Here is a 19,929-nt window from a genome sequence, read left to right as displayed (position 1 = left end):
CTTCCACTTGGTTTTCCCGCTGATGGGGATTCCTACTTGACCAGGCCCAGGTCCTTCACGGCCTGGCGCTCTTCTTCGAGCTCCTTGGCGGTGGCGTCCATCTTGGCGCGGCTGAAGGCGTTGATCTCCAGGCCCTTCACGATCTCCACCTGGCCGTTCTTCACGGTGACGGGGTAGCCGTAGACCAGGCCCTGGGGCACGCCGTAGCTGCCGTCGGAGGGGAAGGCCATGCTGGTCCAGTCGCCCTCGGGGGTGCCCAGCGCCCAGGAGCGCATGTGGGCGATGGCGGCGCTGGCGGCGCTGGCGGCGCTGCTGAGGCCGCGGGCCTCGATGATGGCGGCGCCGCGCTTGGCGACGGTGGGGATGAAGGTCTTCTCGTACCACTCGTGGTCATTGACCAGCTCGTAGGCGTTCTTGCCGTCGACGGTGGCGTGGTAGAGGTCGGGGAACTGGGTGGTGCTGTGGTTGCCCCAGATGGTCATCTTCTGGATGGCGGTGACGGGCTTGCCGGTCTTCTCGGCGAGCTGGGAGATGGCGCGGTTGTGGTCCAGGCGCACCATGGCGTGGAACTGGCTGGACTTCAGCTTGGGCGCGTTGGAGAGCGCGATCAGGGCGTTGGTGTTGGCGGGATTGCCCACCACCAGAACCTTCACGTTGCGGCTCGCCACTTCGCTCAGGGCCTCGCCCTGGGGCTTGAAGATGCCGCCGTTGGCGTTCAGCAGGTCGCTACGCTCCATGCCGGCCTTGCGCGGCAGGGCGCCCACAAGCAGCGCGTAGTCCGCATCCTTGAAGGCGACCTTGGGATCATCGGAGGTGACGACGCCCGCCAGCAGGGGGAAGGCGCAATCCTTGAGTTCCATGACCACGCCATTCAGCGCCTTCAGGGCCGGCGTGATCTCCAGAAGCTGCAGGATCACCGGCTGGTCCTCGCCCAGCATTGCGCCACTGGCGATGCGGAAGAGAATGCTGTATCCGATCTGGCCGGCTGCGCCGGTGACGGCCACGCGAACGGGGGGCTTCATGGTGATCCTCCTGAGGGATGGAACATTCTATACCTCGCCCCGGCTCTGAAAACCGGCAGGTCGGGAATCCGTGATCTTGATCCTCCCACTGGTCAGTCCCGTGGAAAGATTCGACCATCCCATCAATAGGAAAGATCCGGCGTCCATCATCCGATAGGATGGAATCTGACCGGTCCATGCGCCTCCTCCTCCACCTCGCCCGCCTCCTCCTGCTCGCCAGCCTCGCGCTGGGCGCCGCGGCTGCAGGCCTTCCCGTCTCCGGGCGCATGGTCTTCCGCAGCTACGGCCCCGCGGAGGGCCTGGAGCACACGAGCCTCAGCACCATCGCCCAGGACGCGGAAGGCTTCCTGTGGGTGGGGACCGAAGGCGGCGCCTACCGCTTCGATGGCGCGGGCTTCCGCTTGTGGAGCCTCCCCGAGGGTCTGCCCTCGGCCTGGGTCCGCGCGTTCGGCCCCAACGAGGACGGCAGCCTCTGGATCGGCACTCGCGCCGGCCTCTGCCTGCTGCGCCAGGACAAGATCCAGGTCCTCGATGCCGCGGATCCCCTGGCCAGGGCGCAGATCCACCAGATCCTGCGCGACACCCAGGGCAGCGTCTGGGTCGCCGCGGAGTCGGGTCTGTTCGAGAGCGAAGATGGCGGGCCCCACTTCAAGCCGGCCGCGGGCTGGCCGGGCGGCCCGGCCTATTCGCTGGGCCTGGACGGCGAAATTCTCTGGGTGGGCGGGTCATCCGTCCTCCACCAGCGCGGCGGAGATGGTGCCTGGCAGACCTGGGCGGCCCGCGAAGGGGTGCCCGCCGAGCCGGTGAAGGCCCTGCTGAAGACCCGCTCGGGCACCCTCTGGGTTCGGACTCCCAGCCAGCTGCGCGTGCTCGCCCCCAAGGGCGCGCGCCTGACCCTTCCAGCCCTGGGCCTCCCGCCCCTGGGCGTGAGCTTCTACGAGGAGTCCCTCTGCCCCGACGGCGACGGCGGCGTGTTCGTCCCCACCGCCAAGGGCCTGCTCCACTTCAGCGACCGCTCCTGGAGAATCCTGGACGAAACCCGTGGGCTGCCCTCGGGCTGGGCCAACCAGGCCTTCGTCGACTCCGCCGGCAACCTCTGGGTGGCCAGCCTGGGCCTACACCGTCTCCTCGGCCGCGGCGCCTGGGAGAACTTCACGCGGCTGGACGGCCTGCCGGCGGACAACATCTGGGGCCTGCTGCGGGACCGCTCCGGCGTGCTCTGGATCGACACCAGCGGCGGCCTCGCCCGCATGGAGGCCAAGGGCCCGGCGCCCTTCCCCGCCGCGGCAGGGCTGGTGCTCTACGCGCTCAGGGAAAGCTCGGACGGGTCCATCTGGGGGGCGGGAGAGCATCCCTTCCTGGTCCGCATCAGCCCGGACCGGTCGCAGCTGACGCGGATCCCGCTGCCTCCCTCGAAGGCCCTAGCGCTCCCCGTGGCGCTGGCTTTCGATCGGCACGGCGACCTGTGGGTGGGGACCACCCATGACGGCCTGTGGCGCGTCTCGGATCCCGCCGGGCATCCCGAGTTCCACCGGGCGGAAATCCCTGGAACCACCGCCGAGGACGCCATCACCGCCCTTCACGAGGACGCCCAGGGCCGCCTCTGGGTGGCCACGGGACAAGGGCTGGCCCGTCAGGACGGCGACACCTGGCGGACCTGGGGGCAGGACATCGGCCTCCGACCAGCCCCCCTCGCGGCCCTGGCGCCCCTGCCCGACGGAACCGCCTGGGTGGCCTACCGGGAACCCATGGGGCTCACGCTCGTGGACCTCCGGGGCGAGGCGCCCAGGGTGGTGCGGCACTGGACCCGCAAGGAGGGCCTCGCCAGCGATTCGGTCTACAGCCTGGCGACGGATGCCGCAGGCCGCCTGTGGGTGGGCGGTCCCCGGGGCGTCCAGTGGGTGGATGGGACGGAGCACCGCCTGTTCAGGCGGGAGGACGGCCTGACGAGCACGGACTGCAATCCGTTCTCCACCTGGGTGGACGCGGATGGAGGCGTCTGGTTCGGCTCCACGGCGGGACTCCTCCACCACAGCCCCGAGCGGCGGTTCCAGGCCCAGAATCCGCCTTCGACCCTCTTCGTCTCCTTCCGGCTGGGGGACCGCCAATGGAGCCACCCTTTCGCGGGCCCCGTGGACCTGGGACCCGTGCCCTACGGGAACCGCACGCTGGCCGCCCACTTCACCTCCCTGACCTTCGAACACGAAGGGCGGATCCGCTTCCAGTCCCGCCTGACCGGCCTCGACGAGGGCTGGGTGGACATCCCCACCCAGGACCTCCGCTACCAGGCCCTGCCGCCCGGTCCCTACCGGCTGGAGGTCCGGGCCCTGCTGGATGACGGCACGGCCGGCCCGGTGGCCGCCGTGACCTTCCTGGTGCTCCACCCCTGGTGGCTGCGCTGGTGGGCGTGGCCCGTCTGGGGCGGCCTGGCCGTGTGCGCCGGGTTGATGGCCTTCCGCTGGCGGCTGCGCCTCCTGGAGAAGCGCAACGAGGAGCTGAAGGTCCTGGTCTACCAGCGCACGGAAGCCCTGGAGCTGAGCAACCTGGCCCTGGCCACCATCTCCACGACGGATCCCCTCACGGGCCTGCGCAACCGGCGCTACCTGGAGGAGGAGCTGCCCCCGGTCATCGCCCTCGTCCTGCGCGCCCAGCGCGACCACCTGGCCGCGGATCACCACCCGGCCGAGACCTGTCTCGTCTTCGCCATGATCGACCTCGATCACTTCAAGCGCGTGAACGACACCTGGAGCCATGCCGCGGGCGACCTGGCCCTGAAGCAGGTGGCGGACGTCCTCCGCCACGAGGCCCGCGAGTCCGACTTCCTCATCCGGTGGGGCGGCGAGGAGATCCTCTTCGTGGGCCACACCGCCGATCTCGACGGCGCCGCCACGGTGGTGGCACGCCTCCACCAGGCCATCCGGGAGCACGCCTTCAACCTGGGCCTGCCGCAGCCGATCCAGATCACCTGCTCCATCGGCTTCTCGCTCTTCCCCTTCCAGTCGGACCACCTCGAGGCCGCGTCCTGGGAGGACCAGGTGCGCGTGGCCGACCGCTGCCTCTACGCCGCCAAGCGCTCCGGCCGGGACGGCTGGGTGGGCGTCGCGGCGCATCCCGGCCTGCCGGAGGGCCTGGCCCAGCGCTTCGATCAGGGCCCCGCCCTCTGCGCCCAGGCCGGCGCCGTCGAGCTGCGCCACAGCCCCCGCGAGGGGGATCTGGTCTGGCACTGAGGGCAGTCGGACATCCCGACCCAACCAGGAAAAGCTCTCCACGAAGGACACGAATACGCCCTGCGGGCGCGAGACAGGCCACGAATGAATTTCGATCGGATGGGCGAAGGGCCTCTCGTACAGGCTCCGGTCCCACCTTCGTGCCCATTCATCCTTTCCTTCGTGCCCTTCGTGGAGGTCTTTTCTTTCCTCCGGCCGGGACCACCTACAGCTTCGCCTCCATCTCCTTCACCATCTGCTCGCCGCCCAGTTGGCGCATCTGGTTCAGGATCCACGCCTGGCGGCCCCGGATGTAGTCGCTGGGGGCGTTCGCGCGGAACTTGCGGGGGTTCGGCAGCACGGCCGCCAGCAGGGCCGCCTCGCCGGGCGTGAGGCGCTTGGCGGGCTTCCCGAAGTAGGTGCGGGCGGCAGCCTCGGCGCCATAGACGCCATCCCCGAACTCCACGATGTTCAGGTAGACCTCCAGGATCCGCTTCTTCGACCAGCCCAGCTCGATCATCAGCGTGAACCAGGCCTCCGCCCCCTTCCGCGCCCAGGAACGGCTGTTCCAGAGGAAGAGGTTCTTGGCCGTCTGCTGGGACACCGTGGAGGCGCCGCGCTTCTTGCGGCTGTGCTCGTTGTGCTGGATGGCCTTCTCGATGGCATCCCAGTCGAAGCCGAAGTGGTCCGGGAAGTTCTGGTCCTCGGCGGCGATCACCGCCGCGCCCAGACTGGGCGAGATGTCCTCCAGAGGCACCCAGCGATGATGGGAGGCATAGGGCTTGTCACTGGACCAGGATTCCATCCGGCGCTGCACCATGAGGGCCGACACGGGCACCGGCACGAAGCGGAACACCGCCACCAGCACCACGCTGATCCCCACGAACAGGCCCAGCATCCAGCCCAGGACCACCAGGATCCGTCCGCCCCACCCGCGCTTCTTCTTCGCCATCCCTCCAGGATGCCAGCCCGGCCGCCCTGTGGCATCCTCGCAGGCGGAGGAAGGCATGAGCGAAGCCCTGACGGGACCGGAACTGGTGGCGCTGGTGCGGCGGGTGTTCCAGCCCCGGCCTGGCGAGAAGGCCCTGGCCATCCTGGTGGACCTGCCGGACCTGCAGGTGCCGGACGACGCCGGCTGGGTGGAGCGCCGCGCCATCGCCCAGGCCTGGGCTGACACGCTGAACGCCCACCGCGACGAGCTGGGGCTCGAGACCCGCCTGGTGGTCTACCCCAACGTCCACACCAACAACGGCGACCTGCCGGTGCGCGCCTGGATCCATGCCGGCGGCCCCCTGCCCTCCGCCGATTCGCTGGATCCCGCGGCCTCCGTGAGCTTCGCCGACCTCTATGCCGGCCACCCCATCCTCATCGCCCTCACGAAGTTCTCCGCCACCGCCCCCCTCAAGCTGGCCGCGAAGACCCACCCCATCCGCGCCGCCACCATGCCCGGCTTCCGGTCGGACATGATCCCCGCCCTGCGCCTGGACTACACGGAGGTGAACCGCCGCGTGAACCTCCTGAAGGATCTGCTGGACCGGGCCGAGGGCGCCGCCTTCCGCTTCCGCACCCCCGACGGCCCCTGCGAGCTCTTCGTGGACCTGCGCCACCGCACGGGCCACGCCTCCGGCGGCCTGCTGCCCGCGCCCGGCGTGGCGGGCAACCTGCCCTCGGGCGAGGCCTACATCGTGCCCTACGAGGGCGAGCGCGCCGGCGACCCCAGCCGCACGGCGGGCGTGATGCCCGTGCAGTTCGGCTCTGAAGTGGTGCGCTACCGCATCGAAGGCAACAAGGCCCTGGAGGTGGTCAGCGAAGGCCCCAGGTCCCGGGAAGAAGCCGCCCACCTCGCGAAGGAACCCGCCTACGGCAACCTGGCGGAGCTGGGCCTGGGCGTGCTCGCGGCCTTCGGCGTGAAGCCCATCGGCGAGATCCTCCTGGACGAGAAGCTGGGCCTCCACCTCGCCTTCGGCCGCAGCGACCACTTCGGCGGCCAGGTGGGACCGAAGGATTTCAGCGGCCCCGAGGCCGTCATCCACATCGACCGCGTCTACGTCCCCGAGACTCAGCCCGACATGAAGGTGGAGGCCGTGGACCTCGCGATGGCCGACGGCAGCGCCGTTCCTCTCATGCGGGATGGAGCCTACGCCGTCGGATTCTGAGCCCATGCCGCAGGGAGTTTTGCCACGGATGAACCCAGCTAGACACGGATGAAAGCCATCGCGCCTTATCGGTGTTCATCTGTGTTCATCCGTGGCTGATCTCTTTGCCTGGCGGCGCCTCGGCGCAGCGGGGGCAGAGGCAGACCATGTTCCGGAGGTGGTCGGGAACCAGGGCCAGCGAGGCCGGGTTGAAGGTGACGGTGGTGCACCAGCAGGGCACGTCCAGACGGCCACAGGCGGCGGGGGCACACCCGTTCGGCCCGCCGCAGAGGGGGCAGGTCTGTCTCTGGGCGGCGGTCAGGCTGTGGTAGTCGAGGGGCATGGTCGGAACTCGGAACGGCGGCTCAGGGACGCAGGGTGGCGATGGTGGCCTGCATGAGGGCCACCACCTTTTATTGGCGCAAGATCTTGTCAATGGATTTGCCCTTCGCGAGCTCATCGATGAGCTTGTCGAGATACCGGATCTTCTGCGTGATGGGGTCCTGGATGTCCTCGACCCGAACGCCGCACACGACCCCCTTGATGTGAGAACTGTTCGGGTGGATCGCCGGGGCCTGGTCGAAGAAATGCTGGAAATCAATATTGACCGCGGCGTGGTGGCGGAGCTGCTCGCGGCTGTAGCCCGTCAGCCAGCAGATGATGGTGTCTACCTCCTCCTTCGTCCGGTTCTTGCGTTCGGCCTTCTGCACGTACAGCGGATAGACCGTCGTGAAGAGCAGCTTGGAGATTTCGCGTGGGGGCATGGTGGCGTCTCTTGGTTTGATCGATTCAGGGATGCCTAGCAAAAGAAGCTAATTGGCCTCGCCTATACCGAGGCGGTGAACGGAGCCGAGGAAGCGGGATGTAAAGAGAGGGAGAGAGAGCGGAAGACAGCGCAGGAAGGGTCTGAGTCGAACAGGAGGTTAGACGATTTATGCGCGCGGCAACGATGTTCTAGGATTAGAGACGAAGATCGTCCTCAACAAGATTAATCATCATGGGGAGAGTGAGGCCTCGATTTGAATTTCTCTTTTTGTGATGCTCTTCATGTTTTACTGCAGCAGCCAGATAAATCAAAGCACTTCTTGTAAGTTTTAATAAATTGATTGTTTGTGCTACAAATTGAGAGGACGATATTGGGTAAGAGCGCTCATTGGGGTGGATATCTGGATTATCATTTGGATAGAAAAAAAACTGATCGTGGACTTTTAGATATTTGTGCGCGATATGGTTACGAATATCATGCAAGATCTTTGCATCAGGATTTATTGATCGCGTGGGTGATGATTGATAGTAAAGATCTTTACTCAGCCAATATAAGCCGCGTAGAGGCCAATTAGTGGAAGAAGAAAATGGTTCTGCTAATTCGGCCTTTCCTTTGATATTCCATATCTTGTAAAAATCTATCCGCTTGGGTGGTAAATGGAGCTGCCAATATTCATTTATTAAATATGCGATTTTATCGAATATGGCATGTGCGCCAAGAAATGCCATTTTAAGCTTCTCAACCCAGAAACGGTACAATCTATAGTCAAGTGCGTCGAATAGGACTACACCTCGGTCAGAGAAATGGACATCATGCTTATTATCCTGAATAGCTTCAAAAATTAAATATCTGGCTGACACATATTCTTGTTTGAGTTGATTGAAAATTGAATAAGGACTAGGCAATAGTGGAGATGAGTTTTCAAGAGGCAGCGTTATAGCTGGTAGAACAAGATCATCGTAGAATCCCTGTTTTGCCCATGAAATGTCATTGGATGAATTTAGAGTTAGCCTATTAAGCGAGCACCATTTGCGATATTCGACTTCAAGATCACTCTCGGTTGTTTTAATAATAGATAAAGATGGATGGATATTGTCCCATATGGCTATATCACTTAATTTATTAACCCACTGAATCATGCTTGCCCGAGCATGATCCTCGACTCCGATCTTAAGGGCTTTTTTAAAATCTTGAAAACTGGCTTTTAACATATAATTTCTTAATTCGGTGCTGTCTATATAACGCGCATAATAAAAATATGCCTGTGCACGATTCCCAATTGCCATTGCAAATTTAGGATTTTGTTTGATCGTAAAGTCCCAAAGTTCTATTGCTTCAACAAATCGACCAACATAATTTAGGGCATTAGCCAAATTGGTTGAAATTCTAAATGAGAGATCTGTTTGAATATTTTTAATTGGTTCATTTATAATCAATTTGTGAGCTACTCGGAGATGATAGATTTCTTCTTCAAGATTAATTTGATTCCAACCCCAGCTCAAGTGTTCATTTTTAATGTAACGCTTAGCGTAATGGATGTTCGCGATAAAATAATTTAGTGTTGCTTCTTGTACTTTTGAAAGATTTTCAACATTGATAGATTTGGCTTGTGCAAGGCAGTTATTGAGAGCATCGAGATTTCCCTCAGATGTAGCCGAGTCAATGCTTTCACCAAGTTTGCTAAGCGCTTGATTCATGTTGGTGTAATCGCCTAATTACGTTTGAACGATAATGATGAAGAGGACGGTGATGGGTCTACTCTCCCACCACCGTCCCTCCTCGTCCATTACCAGCTTGGTTTGTCTTTTCTTGGTGCCTTGGTGTCCTCTCGGCATCAGCTGCGCTGATACGCGAGACATACAGATATCTGGTGGTGAATTCTATTTCAATGCGAACGGCTCACCGCTTCGGATAAGCCGGCACCGCCGGGAAGCTCGGCGTCGGGTTCTCCTTGAGCTGCTTGAGCAGGGTCTCGATGCCCACTTCGAGCTGGCGATCGTGGCCCTGCAGGAGGCTGGCGGGGTCGTTCTCCACGGTGAGGTCGGGGTCGGCGCCGTGGTTCTCCACCCACCACTTTCCTTCCTTGCCGTAGAAGCCGTTGTTGCTCTGCTCGACGCGGCCGCCGTCCAGGGTGAACTGGGTGTTGATGATGCCCACCAGGCCGCCCCAGCTGGGCACGCCCACGATGGTGCCGAGCTTCCGCGCCTTCACATGCTCGAGGAAGGCCTCGCCGTCGCTGCCGTTCTGCTCATTCGTGAGGAAGACGTAGCGGCCGTCGCTGGCGGTGCCGGGGTAGCGGAAGGGCCCCATGCCGCGCAGCACGTTGAAGCCCACCTGCTTGCGCTCCAGCTTGTCGATCATGAAGAACTCGGTCCAGCCGCCGCCGTTGCCGCGCACGTCCACCACGATGCCCTTCTTGTAGCGGAAGGCACGCCAGTACTTGTCGAACTGGCCGATGTTCTGGTCGCCCATGGCGGTGATGTGCATGTAGCCCAGCTGGCCGTTGGAGGCCTTGTCCACGGCGGCGATGTTGCCGGCCACCCAGTGCTCGTAGCGCAGGGACCCGTCATTGGGGAAGGGTTCGACCTCGATGGTGCGGGCGCCGTCCAGGGTGGGTTTCGCGTTCACCGTCAGCGTGACCTTCTGGCCCTTGATGACCTGGAGGCGCGACTCGATGGCTTCAGGCGCCTTGAGGGGCTTGCCGTCGATGGCCAGCAGGTAGTCGCCCTCCTTCACCTTGGGCGCGGGGTCGGCCAGGGGCGCCTTGAGGTCGCGGGCGTAGGCCGTGGGGCCATACACCTTGGCGAAGCGGTAGAGGCCGTTCTCGGCCTTGAAGTCGGCGCCGAGGAAGCCCGGATAGACCGGGCTCGGAGCCAGCTTGGCCGGCCCCAGGTCGCCACCGGACACATAGGTGTGGCTCACGCACAGCTCGCCCACCATCTGGCTCAGCAGCCAGTTCAGCTCCTGCCGGGAGTTCAGCTCCGGCAGCCAGGCGCGGTACTTGGCGCCGATGGCGGCCCAGTCGTTGCCGTTCATGGCCGTGTCGTAGAAGAAGTCCCGGTACCAGCGCCAGGTGTCCTCGAAGATCTGCTTCCACTCGGCCCGGGGATCGGCGGTCATGATCATCCGCTCCAGGTCCAGCTTCTCGGGCAGGGCCTTGGAGGTGAACACGGCCGCGGCCTCGCCCACGTGGAAGTTCGGTCCCTTGCGGAGGAGCAGGCGCTTGCCCTCGGCATCGAAGGTCCAGTCGCTGATGGCGTCGGTCAGCATCACCTCCTTGTCCTTCTTGGCGGAGGGGTCGTAGAGGTGCAGCTTCCACTTGTCGGCGCCGCGGGGCGCGTAGAACTCCTCCACCACGTTGTCGTCCCAGCCCTCGACCTCGTCCCAGCCGACGATCCCCCTGCCCGCCTTGAGGTGGAAGAGGTTGCCCGGCTTCACCGGCAGAGGTGCGATGCGGTCGGAGAGGCCCGCCACATCGATGCGGAAGGCGCCGGACGCGGAGGAAGAGGAGCCGGCCTTCTCCTCGCCGGCCCGCAGCTTCACCGCCATGACCTGCACGGGCGTGGACTGGATGTGGTTGTCCTGGCTGGGGTCGAGCCTCGTGTGGAAGTTGCTGTAGCTGAGGAAGTAGAGGGTGCTGCCATCGTGGTCGAAGGTGGGGTTCACGCAGTCGTAGAAACCGTCCGTGAGGGCCACCTTCTGTTTCGTGGTGAGGTTGAACAGGGTGATGCGGCCGTTGCGGCTGGGCTCCACCACGGAATAGGCCACCCACTGGGAGTCCGGCGCCCAGGCGTAGTCGCTCACCTCCCAGGTGAACTGGTCGTTCTTCAGGTCGTGGAACTCGTCCACCTTGGTGAGCTTCTTCGTAGCCACGTCCATGACGTAGATGGCGAAGCTCTTGTCGCCGAAGAGGACCTTCGTGCCGTCCGGGCTCCACTCCAGGTGGTAGAGGGCGGTCTTGAGGCCCGTGGGGATGCGCTCGGCGGCGCTACCGTCCGCGGGCTGCACGTAGAGGTCGTAGTCGCCGCTGGCGTCGCTGAAGTAGGCCACGCGCTTGCCGTCCGGCGACAGGCGCGGGAAGCGCTCGCGCACGCCGGGCGTCTGCGTGAGGTTCTTCGCAGGCTTCGCCGCGTCCGTGGGCAGGAGGAAGACTTCTCCCCGGGCCTCGAAGACGGCGGTCTGGCCCGTCAGGCTCATGGCCTGGATCCACTCCTTGGGGTTCACCGGGTGGGGCGCCACCTTCCAGCTGTCGCTGGCGGTGGTCACGGGCACGGGGCGAACAGTCTTCGTGGCCAGGTCCAGGGCCTGGAGGTGGCCGCCCTGCACGAAGACCACCGTGCGGCCGTCCGTGCTGGGCTGCTGCACGTCGAAGTCCTTCAGGTCGGTGAGCTGCTCCACGGCCTTGGTGGCGGGATCGACCGCATAGAGGTTGGTGATGCCGCTGGCGCCGCGGTCGGACTCGAAGAGCACCTTGCCGTTCGCCCAGATGGGGGCGCCGTTGCGGCCCACGTAGTCCGTCAGCTTCGTGAAGCCGCCGGTCTTCAGGTCCGCCAGCCAGAGGTCCTGGTGCAGACCACCCTTGTAGCGCTTCCAGTAGTATTCGACATGTCCCTTGGAGCTGTAGGCCAAGCGCTGGCCATCCGGCGACAGGGTGCCCTGGACCGCCCGCGGAACCGCGAGGGCGGCGGGTTCGTGGCCTTCCAGATCCACGGTGAAGAGTCGCTCGATGGGGCGGCGGTCGTACCCGCCGAGGGCCTTGACCACCACCTGGAGGCTGTCCGGCGTCCAGCCCTGCACGGAGGCGTACCCGCTCCAGGTGAGGCGCTTCGGCATGCCGCCTTCGGCGGGCATGACGTAGGCCTCGGTGGCCCCGTCGTACTGGGCGGTGAAGGCGATCCACTTGCCATCGGGGCTGAAGCGGGCCGCAGTCTCCAGGCCTGGATGCGACGTCAGGCGACGGGCCATGCCGCCCTTGAGGGAGCCCAGCCAGAGGTCACTTTCCCAGGTGAACACCACGCGATCGCCATGCACATCCGGCGAGCTAACGAAGCGGGGAGCACGATCCTGTGCCACGAGGGCGCAGGCCACGAGAAGCACGGCGGAAGCACGGAAGCGCGGCATCAAAGACTCCGGTGACGGGTGGACCACTATACATCGCTTAACGATGAAGGAGCGAGCTTCGTGTGCAGGAACACGCGAATCGCCTTGTGGCACCTGGAAATCGGTGCTAGTTTGACTTTCCAACAGGCTTTCCATGTCCCACACCGGTTCCGCCATCATTAGCGCCGCCATCGCGATCATTCCGTCGCGCGAGGGGGCATAGGCCGGATCCGATCCACGATTCCAAGCCCCCCGCACCGCAAGGTCGGGGGGCTTTGTTATGACCTCTTTGCCCGGAGCACCCATGAGCCCAGACACGGTCCAGCCTCCCCAGGATCTCCTCGAGCGCATCCTCACGGCCCTCGTCTACGACGTGGCCATCGAGTCGCCCCTGGAGGCGGCGCCGCGCCTGTCGGGCCGGGTGGGCTGCCCCGTGTGGCTGAAGCGCGAGGACCTCCAGCCCGTGTTCTCTTTCAAGCTCCGGGGCGCCTACAACAAGATCGCCCGGCTCGAGCCCTCGGAGCGCGCCAAGGGCGTCATCGCCGCCTCCGCGGGCAACCACGCACAAGGGGTGGCCCTGTCCGCCCGGAAGCTGGGCTGCGACGCGGTGATCGTCATGCCCGTGACCACGCCCCGCATCAAGGTGGACGCCGTGCGCCGCCTGGGTGCGGAGGTCGTCCTCCACGGGGACTCCTTCGACGAGGCCTACGCCCACTCCCAGGCCCTCATGGCCGTCGGGGGCAAGGTCTACATCCACCCCTACGACGATCCTGATGTGATCGCGGGCCAGGGCACCATCGGCCTGGAGCTGCTGCGCCAGATGCCCCGGGGCCTGCGGGCGGTCTTCGTGCCCGTGGGCGGCGGAGGCCTCATCGCGGGCATCGCCGCCTACCTGAAACGGCTCCGGCCGGAGATCCGGATCGTCGGCGTGGAGCCCGCAGACGCGGACGCCATGACTCGCTCCCTGGCGGTGGGCCACCGGGTGCGGCTGGAGCGGGTGGGCCTCTTCGCGGACGGCGTGGCCGTCAGCCAGGTGGGCGCCCTGCCCTTCGAGCTCTGCCGGCAGTACGTGGACGAGATGGTGCGGGTGGACACGGATGAGATCTGCGCCGCCATCAAGGATGTCTTCGAGGAGCACCGCTCCATCCTGGAGCCCTCCGGAGCCCTGGCCCTGGCGGGGCTCAAGGCCTGGGCGGCCCGCCAAGGCGTGGACCCGGCCGGAGGGAACCTGGTGGCAATCCTCTCCGGCGCCAACGCCAACTTCGACCTCCTCCGCTTCGTGGCGGAGCAGGCCGAGCTGGGCGAGAAGCGCGAGGCCATCCTCGCCGTCACCATCCCCGAGCGGCCCGGCAGCTTCAAGGCTTTCTGCGAGCTCATCGGCGCCCGCGCCATCACCGAGTTCAACTACCGCCTGGCGGACCCGGAGCGGGCCCACATCTTCGTGGGGCTCCAGATGGCGGATCGTTCGGAACTCGAACCGCTGTTGGCCCGCCTGAGGGCCGAATGCTTGGAGGCCCAGGACCTGAGCGACAACGAGATGGCCAAGCTCCACGTCCGTCACCTGGTGGGCGGCCGGGCCCCCGCGGCCACCCACGAGCGGCTCTACCGCTTCGAGTTCCCCGAGCGCCCCGGCGCCCTGCTCCGCTTCCTGGAGCGCATGAGCCGCGGCTGGAACATCTCCCTCTTCCACTACCGCAACCACGGCGCCGACTACGGTCGCGTCCTGGCCGGCATCCAGGTCCCCCCCGAGGACCAGACCGCCTTCCAGGCCTTCCTGGACGGCCTGGGCTATCGGTTCGTGGATGAAGGAGACAACCCGGCGTACCGGCTGTTCCTGGGCTGAGTCATCGCTGGAGCAGGAACAGCTCTCCACGAAGGGCACGAAGAAAAGCCTCAAGGACACGAATGGATTCCCTTCGTGCTCTTGTCCTTCCATTCGTGTCCTTCGTGGAGGTCCTTTCCCACCCCCGAAGGTAATCAAAACGTCAAAACAGCCTCCCCACCAGCGCCGCCAGGGCTGTCTCGGTGCGGAGGATGCGGGGGCCGAGGTCGAGGGGCTTCAGGCCGGCCTTGAGGAGGCTCTGCACTTCGGCCTCCACCCAGCCGCCCTCGGGACCGATGGCGAGGGTGACGGGAGCGGCCAGAACCTTCGGCACTGCGGCGCCGGTGCCGGGGTGGGCCATGAGGCCCGTGCCGCCCGCCAGCAGGCCGGGCAGCTCGTCCTCCACGAAGGGCCGGAAGAGTCGCGCCAGGCGAAGGTCCGGCAGCACCGTGTCCTTGGCCTGCTCCAGGCCCAGGATCACCTGCTCGCGCAGGTTCTCGGGCTTCATCCTCGGGCTGGCCCAGTAGGCCTTCTCCACTTTCCAGGCGTTCAGCAGGACGATTCGGGCCGCGCCCAGGCTGGCGGCCGCGGCCACCACGCGGTTCAGGACCTTGGGCCGCGGCACGGCGATCAGCAGCGTCAGCGGCAGCTTGGGCGGCGGCGCCTGGTCCAGCGTCAGCTCCAGCTCCAGGGCCTCGTCGTCCAGGCGCAGCACCCGGCCCCGGCCCATGTTCCCGCCCAGGAGGCCCACGGCCAGCTCGTCGCCCACCGCGGCGCGATGGACCTCACGGACATGGGCCAGGCGCCGGCCCGTGAGACGGGCCCGGGCCGGGGCCGTCAGGTCCTCAGGCAGCAGCAGCACCAGGTTCAAGACAGGTCCCGGCCCAGGTCCAGGGCCAGGAGCAGGTCGCGGTCCACCTGGTCCCCGATCTGGAAGACGTGGTCGCCTACTTCGCGGAAACCGGTCCGGGCGTAGAAAGCCAGGGCCTTCAGGTTGTTCTCCCACACACCCAGCCAGAGCACGTCCGCGCCCCAGGCCCGCGCCATCTCCACCGCCTCCGCCATCAGGGCCGCGCCTCGGCCGCCGCCCTGGACCGCACGCAACACGTAGATGCGCTGCAGCTCGACCGGGCGCTCGCCGGGGACGCCGGGCTCCCGGTGGCCCAGGCGCAGCTGGAGGAAGCCCACCGGCATCCCATCGGCCTCCAGGATCCGCGCGGGCCGGGAGGGATCCGCCAGCTCGGCGCGCTGGATGGCCTCGCCATAGGCGGTCGCCAGGAAAGCCTCCAGGTCCGGACCGGAGATGTACGGCTCGAAGGTCTCGCGGAAGGTGCGGGCGCCAAGGTCCGCGAGGATGGCGGCATCTTCGGAGGTGGCGGGTCGGATGGCAATGGCGGGCATGGGCGCTACTTTCGCTTGGGGTTGGAGCGGGGCTTCGTCTTGGCGCGGGCGGCCACGGCGATGGCCTTGGCCATCCAGACCGCGAGCAGGTCCGGGTCCTCCAGCACCTCCACGGGCAGTTCGTAGTACTGCATGGGCCGTGCGGGATCACCGAAGGGCATGAAGGGCCCCATGCCGGCGGCCTCGAAGTCGGGGCGGTTCGTGTCGTCCGCCTTGAAGTAGAGCGTGTCCTCCGCGGCCAGGGCGAAGGCGCGGCCGTCGGCAAAGAAGCAGAGACCGCCGAACATCCGCCGGGAGTCCACGGGGCGGATCTGCCCCATCTGCTCCAGGAGGTATGTGCGGTAGCTCACGGAAACGGCCATGGCGCCATGGTACTCTCCTCGCGGCACCGCCGGGACGCCCGGCGTTTTCACAGGATCCCCCATGCGGATCAACACCCTCGACGACCTGCTCCGCGCCGTGAAGGACCGCCCCCGCAAGCGCCTGGTGGTGGCCTGGGCCAACGACGCCCACACCCTGCAGGCCGTGAACGCCGCCGTGGAGGCGGGCCTGGTGGAGGCCATCCTCGTGGGCGACGAACCCGTGATGGTGAAGGTCTGTGGCGAACAGGGCATGGCGAAGGAGCGCTTCCGCATGGTCCACGCCGCCACGGACACGGAGGCCGCGGACAAGGCCGTGGCCATGGTGCGCTTCGGCGAGGCGGACCTGCTGATGAAGGGCCTGCTCAGCACCGAGAAGTACATGAAGGCCATCCTGAACAAGGACCAGGGCCTGTTGGACCCCGGCGCCATCCTCAGCCACGTGACGGTGATGGAGCACCCGGGCCATCCCAAGCTGCTCATCGCGGGCGACGTGGCCGTGATTCCCGAACCGGAGTTCAAGGAGAAGGTGGCCATCCTCGGCTACCTGGTGCGGACCGCGAAGGCCCTGGGCATCGAGACCCCCAAGGTGGCCGTGCTGGCCGCCTCCGAGCAGGTACAGCCGAAGATGCGCGCCAGCGCCGAGGCGGCCCTACTCTCCAAGATGGCGGACCGGGGCCAGATCAAGGGCGCCCTGGTGGATGGCCCCATGGCCCTGGACGGCGCCATCGATCCCGACTCCGCCCGCATCAAGGGCATGACCGGCCCCGTGGCGGGCGATGCCGACTGCCTGCTCTTCCCCAACCTGGAGGCCGGCAACACCTTCTACAAGGCCGGTACCAAGCTGGGCGGGGCCGAGATCGCCGCCGTGGTGGCCGGCGCCAGGGTCCCCTGCGTGCTCAGCAGCCGGGGCGACACCGCCAAGACCAAGCTCAGCTCCATCGCCCTGGCGGCCCTGCTCGCTTAGCGCTTACTTCTTCTCCAGGGTCATCCCGGAAAAGGTCATCAGGATCTGCTGCCTGGCCCCTTCCCCCATCCAGACGCTGAGGTCGAGGGCCACGGGAAGCGGAAGGTCCTGGATGGCCTTGTTCTTGATCTGGACCTTCAGCCGCAGGGAGGATGCCGTGGACAGGTACTCGGCGTCGTAACCAGCGAGCACCAGCCCACCCGGCTGACGCTCGAAGGCGGGCCGGATGGTGGAGTCGAAGGCCGGGCTCTTCACCTTCATCTCGGTGATGGTGAAGGTCCGGTCCATCTGGAGGTGGACCTTGACGTCCCCCGTCTCCTCCCAGTCCACCAGGTAGTGGGAGCCTGCGTCTGCCAGCCGGGCGGAGGTGCCCGCGGGCGGGAACGGGGTGTTCACCATGAAGGGGGCCCAGGTCTGGAAGAAGCCCGTGAGGGTCTGCTCCATGCCGCTGTAGACCTGGTTCAGCCCGGCCGTGGTCTGGGGGTTCGGACTGTCCACGGTGTTGTGCGAGACCTGGGCGTCGCCCTGGGGGCCCACCAGCACGTCGAACCGGACCTTCGCGAAGAGGTCCAGGGCCGCCCGGTATCCCTCCGGATTCGTCTTCGCCTGCTCCGCCAGCATGGCGGCCCAATCCGGCGTCGCGACAAAGCGGTAGCGGTTGAAGCCCTTCCCGGCCAGGTTCACATAGGCCGCACGGGCCTTCTGGAGCACTCTTTCGGGATCGGCCACGACCTTGGGTGCCGTTGCCTTGGGTGCTGCCTTGGGAGGCGCCGCCAAGAGTGCGGGTCCCCAGGCCGCCGGGCCGAGCCCGGCCAAGGCGAGGAGGAGAATCGGGGCAAGACGGCGGCGGTGGCTCAAGGGGCCCTCCGGAAGGTCAGGTTTCGACGATGGATGGCCCCAGTCTAAGGGCGTTCTCAGGCCGGTGGGTAATCCTTGGCCGTTTCCCGGCCGGAGAGGACGCGCAGGGCGCCCTTGGCGAGGGCAGCCATCTCGTTCTCGCCGGGGTAGACCTTCACGGGGCAGCCGAGGGCGGCGGTCAGGCGGGTCAGCTCCGCCACCAGCTTCGGGGAGCGGGCCATGCCTCCCGTGAGGAGGATGGCGTCGATGGAGGCGCCTTCGAAAGCGGGCGCCAGCGCCGTGATGGCCTTGGCGATCTGGTAGATCATGGCGTCATAGACCAGCGTGGCTTCGGCGTCCCCGGCCTCCACGCGGCGCTCCACCTCGCGCATGTCCGAGGTGCCCAGCAGGTCGATCATGCCGCCCCGGCCCTTGTTCTTGAGCTTCAACTCGGCCTTGGTGTACTTGCCGGAGAAGCAGAGGTCGATGAGCTGGCCTGCGGGCAGGGTGCCCGTGCGCTGGGGTGAGAAGGGCCCTTCCCCATCCAGGCCGTTGTTCACGTCGATGTAGCGGCCCTTGCGGTGGGCGCCCACGGTGATGCCGCCGCCCATGTGGGCCACGATGACATTCACGCGCTCGTAGAAGGTCTCGTGTTCCTCGGCGTAGCGGCGGGCCGTCGCGATCTGGTTCAGGGCATGGCTGATCACGCGGCGGGGCAACTCTTTCAGGCCGGATACCTTCACCTTCGGATCGGCCTCGTCCACCACCACCGGGTCCACGATGTAGGCCGGGGTGCCCGTGCCGGCCACCAGCTCGGCCGCGATGAGGGCCCCCAGGTTCGAGGCGTGCTCGCCGCGGGACCCTCGTTTCAGGTCCTCCAGCATGGGAGGCCCCACCCGCCAGGTGCCGTGGGGGATGGGCCGCAGCAGGCCTCCCCGCCCGGCTACGGCGTCGAGGTCCGCAGGGGTGAGGCCCCGGTCCCGCAGGAAGCACAGGACCGCATCCTTGCGGAAGGCAAACTGCTCGGTGATGGGGTGGCCCTCGAAGGGCTTCAGCTCTTCGGCGGAGTGCTGGAGCTCCTCCGTGAACCGCTCCTCGTCGCCTTCAAAGATCGAGGTCTTGGTGGACGTCGATCCGGGGTTCAACACCAGCACGCGATGGCGCCGGAAGAAGGTGTCCTTGGGTGTCCGCTTCCACTCGCCGTAGGCGTGGAGGCGCATGATGGAGGCCTTGATGGCCAGGCGGATGTCCTCGGGCGTACAGTCCATGGGCAGGTCCACGCCCTGGAACCAGAGGCCGAACATGACGGGGAACTTCTTCGCCTCCGGGAACCGCGTGGCGTAGAGGTGGTACAGCAGGTTCCCCATGTCCAGATTGGGGCACACGATCACGTTGGGGACGCCTTCCCAGGGCAGGCCGTCCGCGTGGTACAGGTCCGCCGAGCGGCGCGAGAGGGCCACGCTGACCTTCACCTCGCCGCGGATGTGGATGCTGGCGTAGCGCGTGTGGTGGGCGATGCGTTCCGCGAGGATCTCCGGCACCAGCTCGGCGGCCTGCCGCACCAGCTCCGGCGAGGGCCCTTCGTCACTGCCGCGGTTGGAGTACGACACCATGGCGCAGCGGATCTCCGGCAGCACCTCCTCGGGGATGAGGTCGCGGGCCACCGCGCAGGTGCCCACAGCCACTTCCGCCAGCGTGCGCGGCGTCATTGTCGCGTTCACGCCCACGTCGCCGAAGACCACGATGTTGCGGGGGTAGACCTCCTCGGGATGCTCGTCCGGCAGCACGAACACGCCCGCCTCGCAGGCGACGCTGCGCTGGGACAGGATGTCCACCATCGGGCGGAAGAAGGCCTTGGGCTCGTGGATGGCACCGCCCACCACCAGGTCGGCATGCCCCAGCTTCACCGCCCAGATGCCGAAGCGGCCAGGCTCCCGGACCAGGTCCCGGGCCTCCGCGATCCCGATGGGCCGCTGGTGGGTTCTTCCGAACTCCACGCAGGCCGCGGCGAAGGACTCCACCAGGTCCGGCCGGGAAGCGGGATCCACGAAGGCGCTCTCGGATAGGGTGTAGGCCACCCGGTCCGCGCCCAGGTGCGCCAGCCGCTGGGCGGCCACGGCCCGGACCTCGGCCTCGGGCGCGAGGAAGACGGGGCGGATGAAGCGCCCGAGGAAACAGGCGGCTTCGAGGGTGCGGGGGTCCAGGGCCTCCGGGAACATCACCGTGGGGCGGTTCCGGGGCACGGCCAGGAGACGACTGTCGAGGGACGCTTCGATGTCAAACATGGGGCTCCGCATCGCTTGAAAAGCCTTGC

Annotated in this window: 15 protein-coding genes and 1 pseudogene; 4 read left to right on the top strand and 12 right to left on the bottom strand. The window is 66.1% G+C overall.

The features are described 5' to 3' along the window. Positions 1-32: 32 nt before the first annotated feature. On the bottom strand, positions 33-1,022 hold the full coding sequence (locus tag MLE64_RS02240) for a malate dehydrogenase (protein WP_243315357.1): 990 nt from the start codon (positions 1,020-1,022) through the stop codon (positions 33-35). Positions 1,023-1,198: 176 nt separating this feature from the next. On the opposite strand from MLE64_RS02240, the gene MLE64_RS02235 reads away from it, so the two are divergent. After that, positions 1,199-4,249 (top strand): ligand-binding sensor domain-containing diguanylate cyclase, encoded by a 3,051-nt coding sequence (locus tag MLE64_RS02235; protein ID WP_243315355.1) that lies wholly within the window; start codon positions 1,199-1,201, stop codon positions 4,247-4,249. Between the two features lie 205 nt (positions 4,250-4,454). On the opposite strand, the gene mtgA is transcribed toward MLE64_RS02235, so the two are convergent. Next, positions 4,455-5,126, bottom strand: coding sequence for a monofunctional biosynthetic peptidoglycan transglycosylase (mtgA, locus tag MLE64_RS02230; RefSeq protein ID WP_423748241.1), 672 nt, complete (start codon positions 5,124-5,126; stop codon positions 4,455-4,457). Between the two features lie 109 nt (positions 5,127-5,235). On the opposite strand from mtgA, the gene MLE64_RS02225 reads away from it, so the two are divergent. Continuing rightward, on the top strand, positions 5,236-6,384 hold the full coding sequence (locus tag MLE64_RS02225) for a M29 family metallopeptidase (RefSeq protein ID WP_243315351.1): 1,149 nt from the start codon (positions 5,236-5,238) through the stop codon (positions 6,382-6,384). Positions 6,385-6,469: 85 nt separating this feature from the next. On the opposite strand, the gene MLE64_RS02220 is transcribed toward MLE64_RS02225, so the two are convergent. The 4 genes from MLE64_RS02220 to MLE64_RS02205 form a co-directional block, all read right to left on the bottom strand. Beyond that, positions 6,470-6,706 carry a cysteine-rich CWC family protein gene (locus tag MLE64_RS02220; protein WP_243315349.1) on the bottom strand — a complete coding sequence of 79 codons (237 nt, stop codon included), beginning with the start codon at positions 6,704-6,706 and terminating at the stop codon, positions 6,470-6,472. A gap of 70 nt (positions 6,707-6,776) precedes the next feature. After that, entirely contained in the window at positions 6,777-7,127 is a 351-nt protein-coding gene (locus MLE64_RS02215) for a DUF2200 domain-containing protein (RefSeq protein ID WP_243315347.1), read from the bottom strand. A gap of 196 nt (positions 7,128-7,323) precedes the next feature. After that, positions 7,324-8,826, bottom strand: a complete 1,503-nt coding sequence (locus MLE64_RS02210; RefSeq protein ID WP_243315345.1) for an LA2681 family HEPN domain-containing protein — start codon at positions 8,824-8,826, stop codon at positions 7,324-7,326. 202 nt (positions 8,827-9,028) lie between these two features. Further along, the gene (locus MLE64_RS02205; protein ID WP_243315343.1) at positions 9,029-12,250 is read right to left on the bottom strand and encodes a S41 family peptidase; all 3,222 of its coding nucleotides are present in this window, start codon (positions 12,248-12,250) and stop codon (positions 9,029-9,031) included. A gap of 283 nt (positions 12,251-12,533) precedes the next feature. On the opposite strand from MLE64_RS02205, the gene ilvA reads away from it, so the two are divergent. Then, positions 12,534-14,072, top strand: coding sequence for a threonine ammonia-lyase, biosynthetic (ilvA, locus tag MLE64_RS02200; protein ID WP_243315342.1), 1,539 nt, complete (start codon positions 12,534-12,536; stop codon positions 14,070-14,072). 142 nt (positions 14,073-14,214) lie between these two features. On the opposite strand, the gene MLE64_RS02195 is transcribed toward ilvA, so the two are convergent. Genes MLE64_RS02195 through MLE64_RS02185 form a run of 3 tightly spaced genes read right to left on the bottom strand, consistent with a single transcriptional unit; the run spans position 14,215 to position 15,814 of the window. Next, positions 14,215-14,922: a 16S rRNA (uracil(1498)-N(3))-methyltransferase gene (locus MLE64_RS02195; protein WP_279342851.1), complete on the bottom strand. Its 708-nt coding sequence runs from the start codon at positions 14,920-14,922 to the stop codon at positions 14,215-14,217. Beyond that, positions 14,919-15,452 carry a GNAT family N-acetyltransferase gene (locus MLE64_RS02190; protein WP_243315339.1) on the bottom strand — a complete coding sequence of 178 codons (534 nt, stop codon included), beginning with the start codon at positions 15,450-15,452 and terminating at the stop codon, positions 14,919-14,921. Before MLE64_RS02190 ends, MLE64_RS02195 begins: the two co-directional genes overlap by 4 nt. Positions 15,453-15,457: 5 nt before the next feature. Continuing rightward, positions 15,458-15,814 (bottom strand): TfoX/Sxy family protein, encoded by a 357-nt coding sequence (locus MLE64_RS02185; protein WP_243315337.1) that lies wholly within the window; start codon positions 15,812-15,814, stop codon positions 15,458-15,460. Positions 15,815-15,875: 61 nt separating this feature from the next. On the opposite strand from MLE64_RS02185, the gene MLE64_RS02180 reads away from it, so the two are divergent. Further along, complete coding sequence (locus tag MLE64_RS02180) at positions 15,876-16,778, top strand: bifunctional enoyl-CoA hydratase/phosphate acetyltransferase (protein ID WP_243315335.1); 903 nt, start codon at positions 15,876-15,878, stop codon at positions 16,776-16,778. Positions 16,779-16,781: 3 nt separating this feature from the next. Here the strand turns inward: MLE64_RS02180 and MLE64_RS02175 are convergent, their stop codons facing one another. The 3 genes and pseudogenes from MLE64_RS02175 to MLE64_RS16010 form a co-directional block, all read right to left on the bottom strand. Further along, positions 16,782-17,636, bottom strand: coding sequence for a hypothetical protein (locus MLE64_RS02175; protein ID WP_243315333.1), 855 nt, complete (start codon positions 17,634-17,636; stop codon positions 16,782-16,784). A 56-nt stretch (positions 17,637-17,692) separates the two neighbouring features. After that, complete coding sequence (gene buk / locus MLE64_RS16015; protein WP_423748240.1) at positions 17,693-18,835, bottom strand: butyrate kinase; 1,143 nt, start codon at positions 18,833-18,835, stop codon at positions 17,693-17,695. Positions 18,836-18,871: 36 nt separating this feature from the next. Continuing rightward, a pseudogene (locus MLE64_RS16010) lies at positions 18,872-19,900 on the bottom strand (phosphate acyltransferase); the annotation flags it as partial. Positions 19,901-19,929 lie beyond the last annotated feature (29 nt).

It is taken from the genome of Geothrix paludis (assembly GCF_022808815.1).
Lineage (GTDB): Bacteria > Acidobacteriota > Holophagae > Holophagales > Holophagaceae > Geothrix > Geothrix paludis.
The sequence above is the reverse complement of the archived record's forward strand: the minus strand, read 5'-3'. Positions and strand labels throughout refer to the sequence as shown.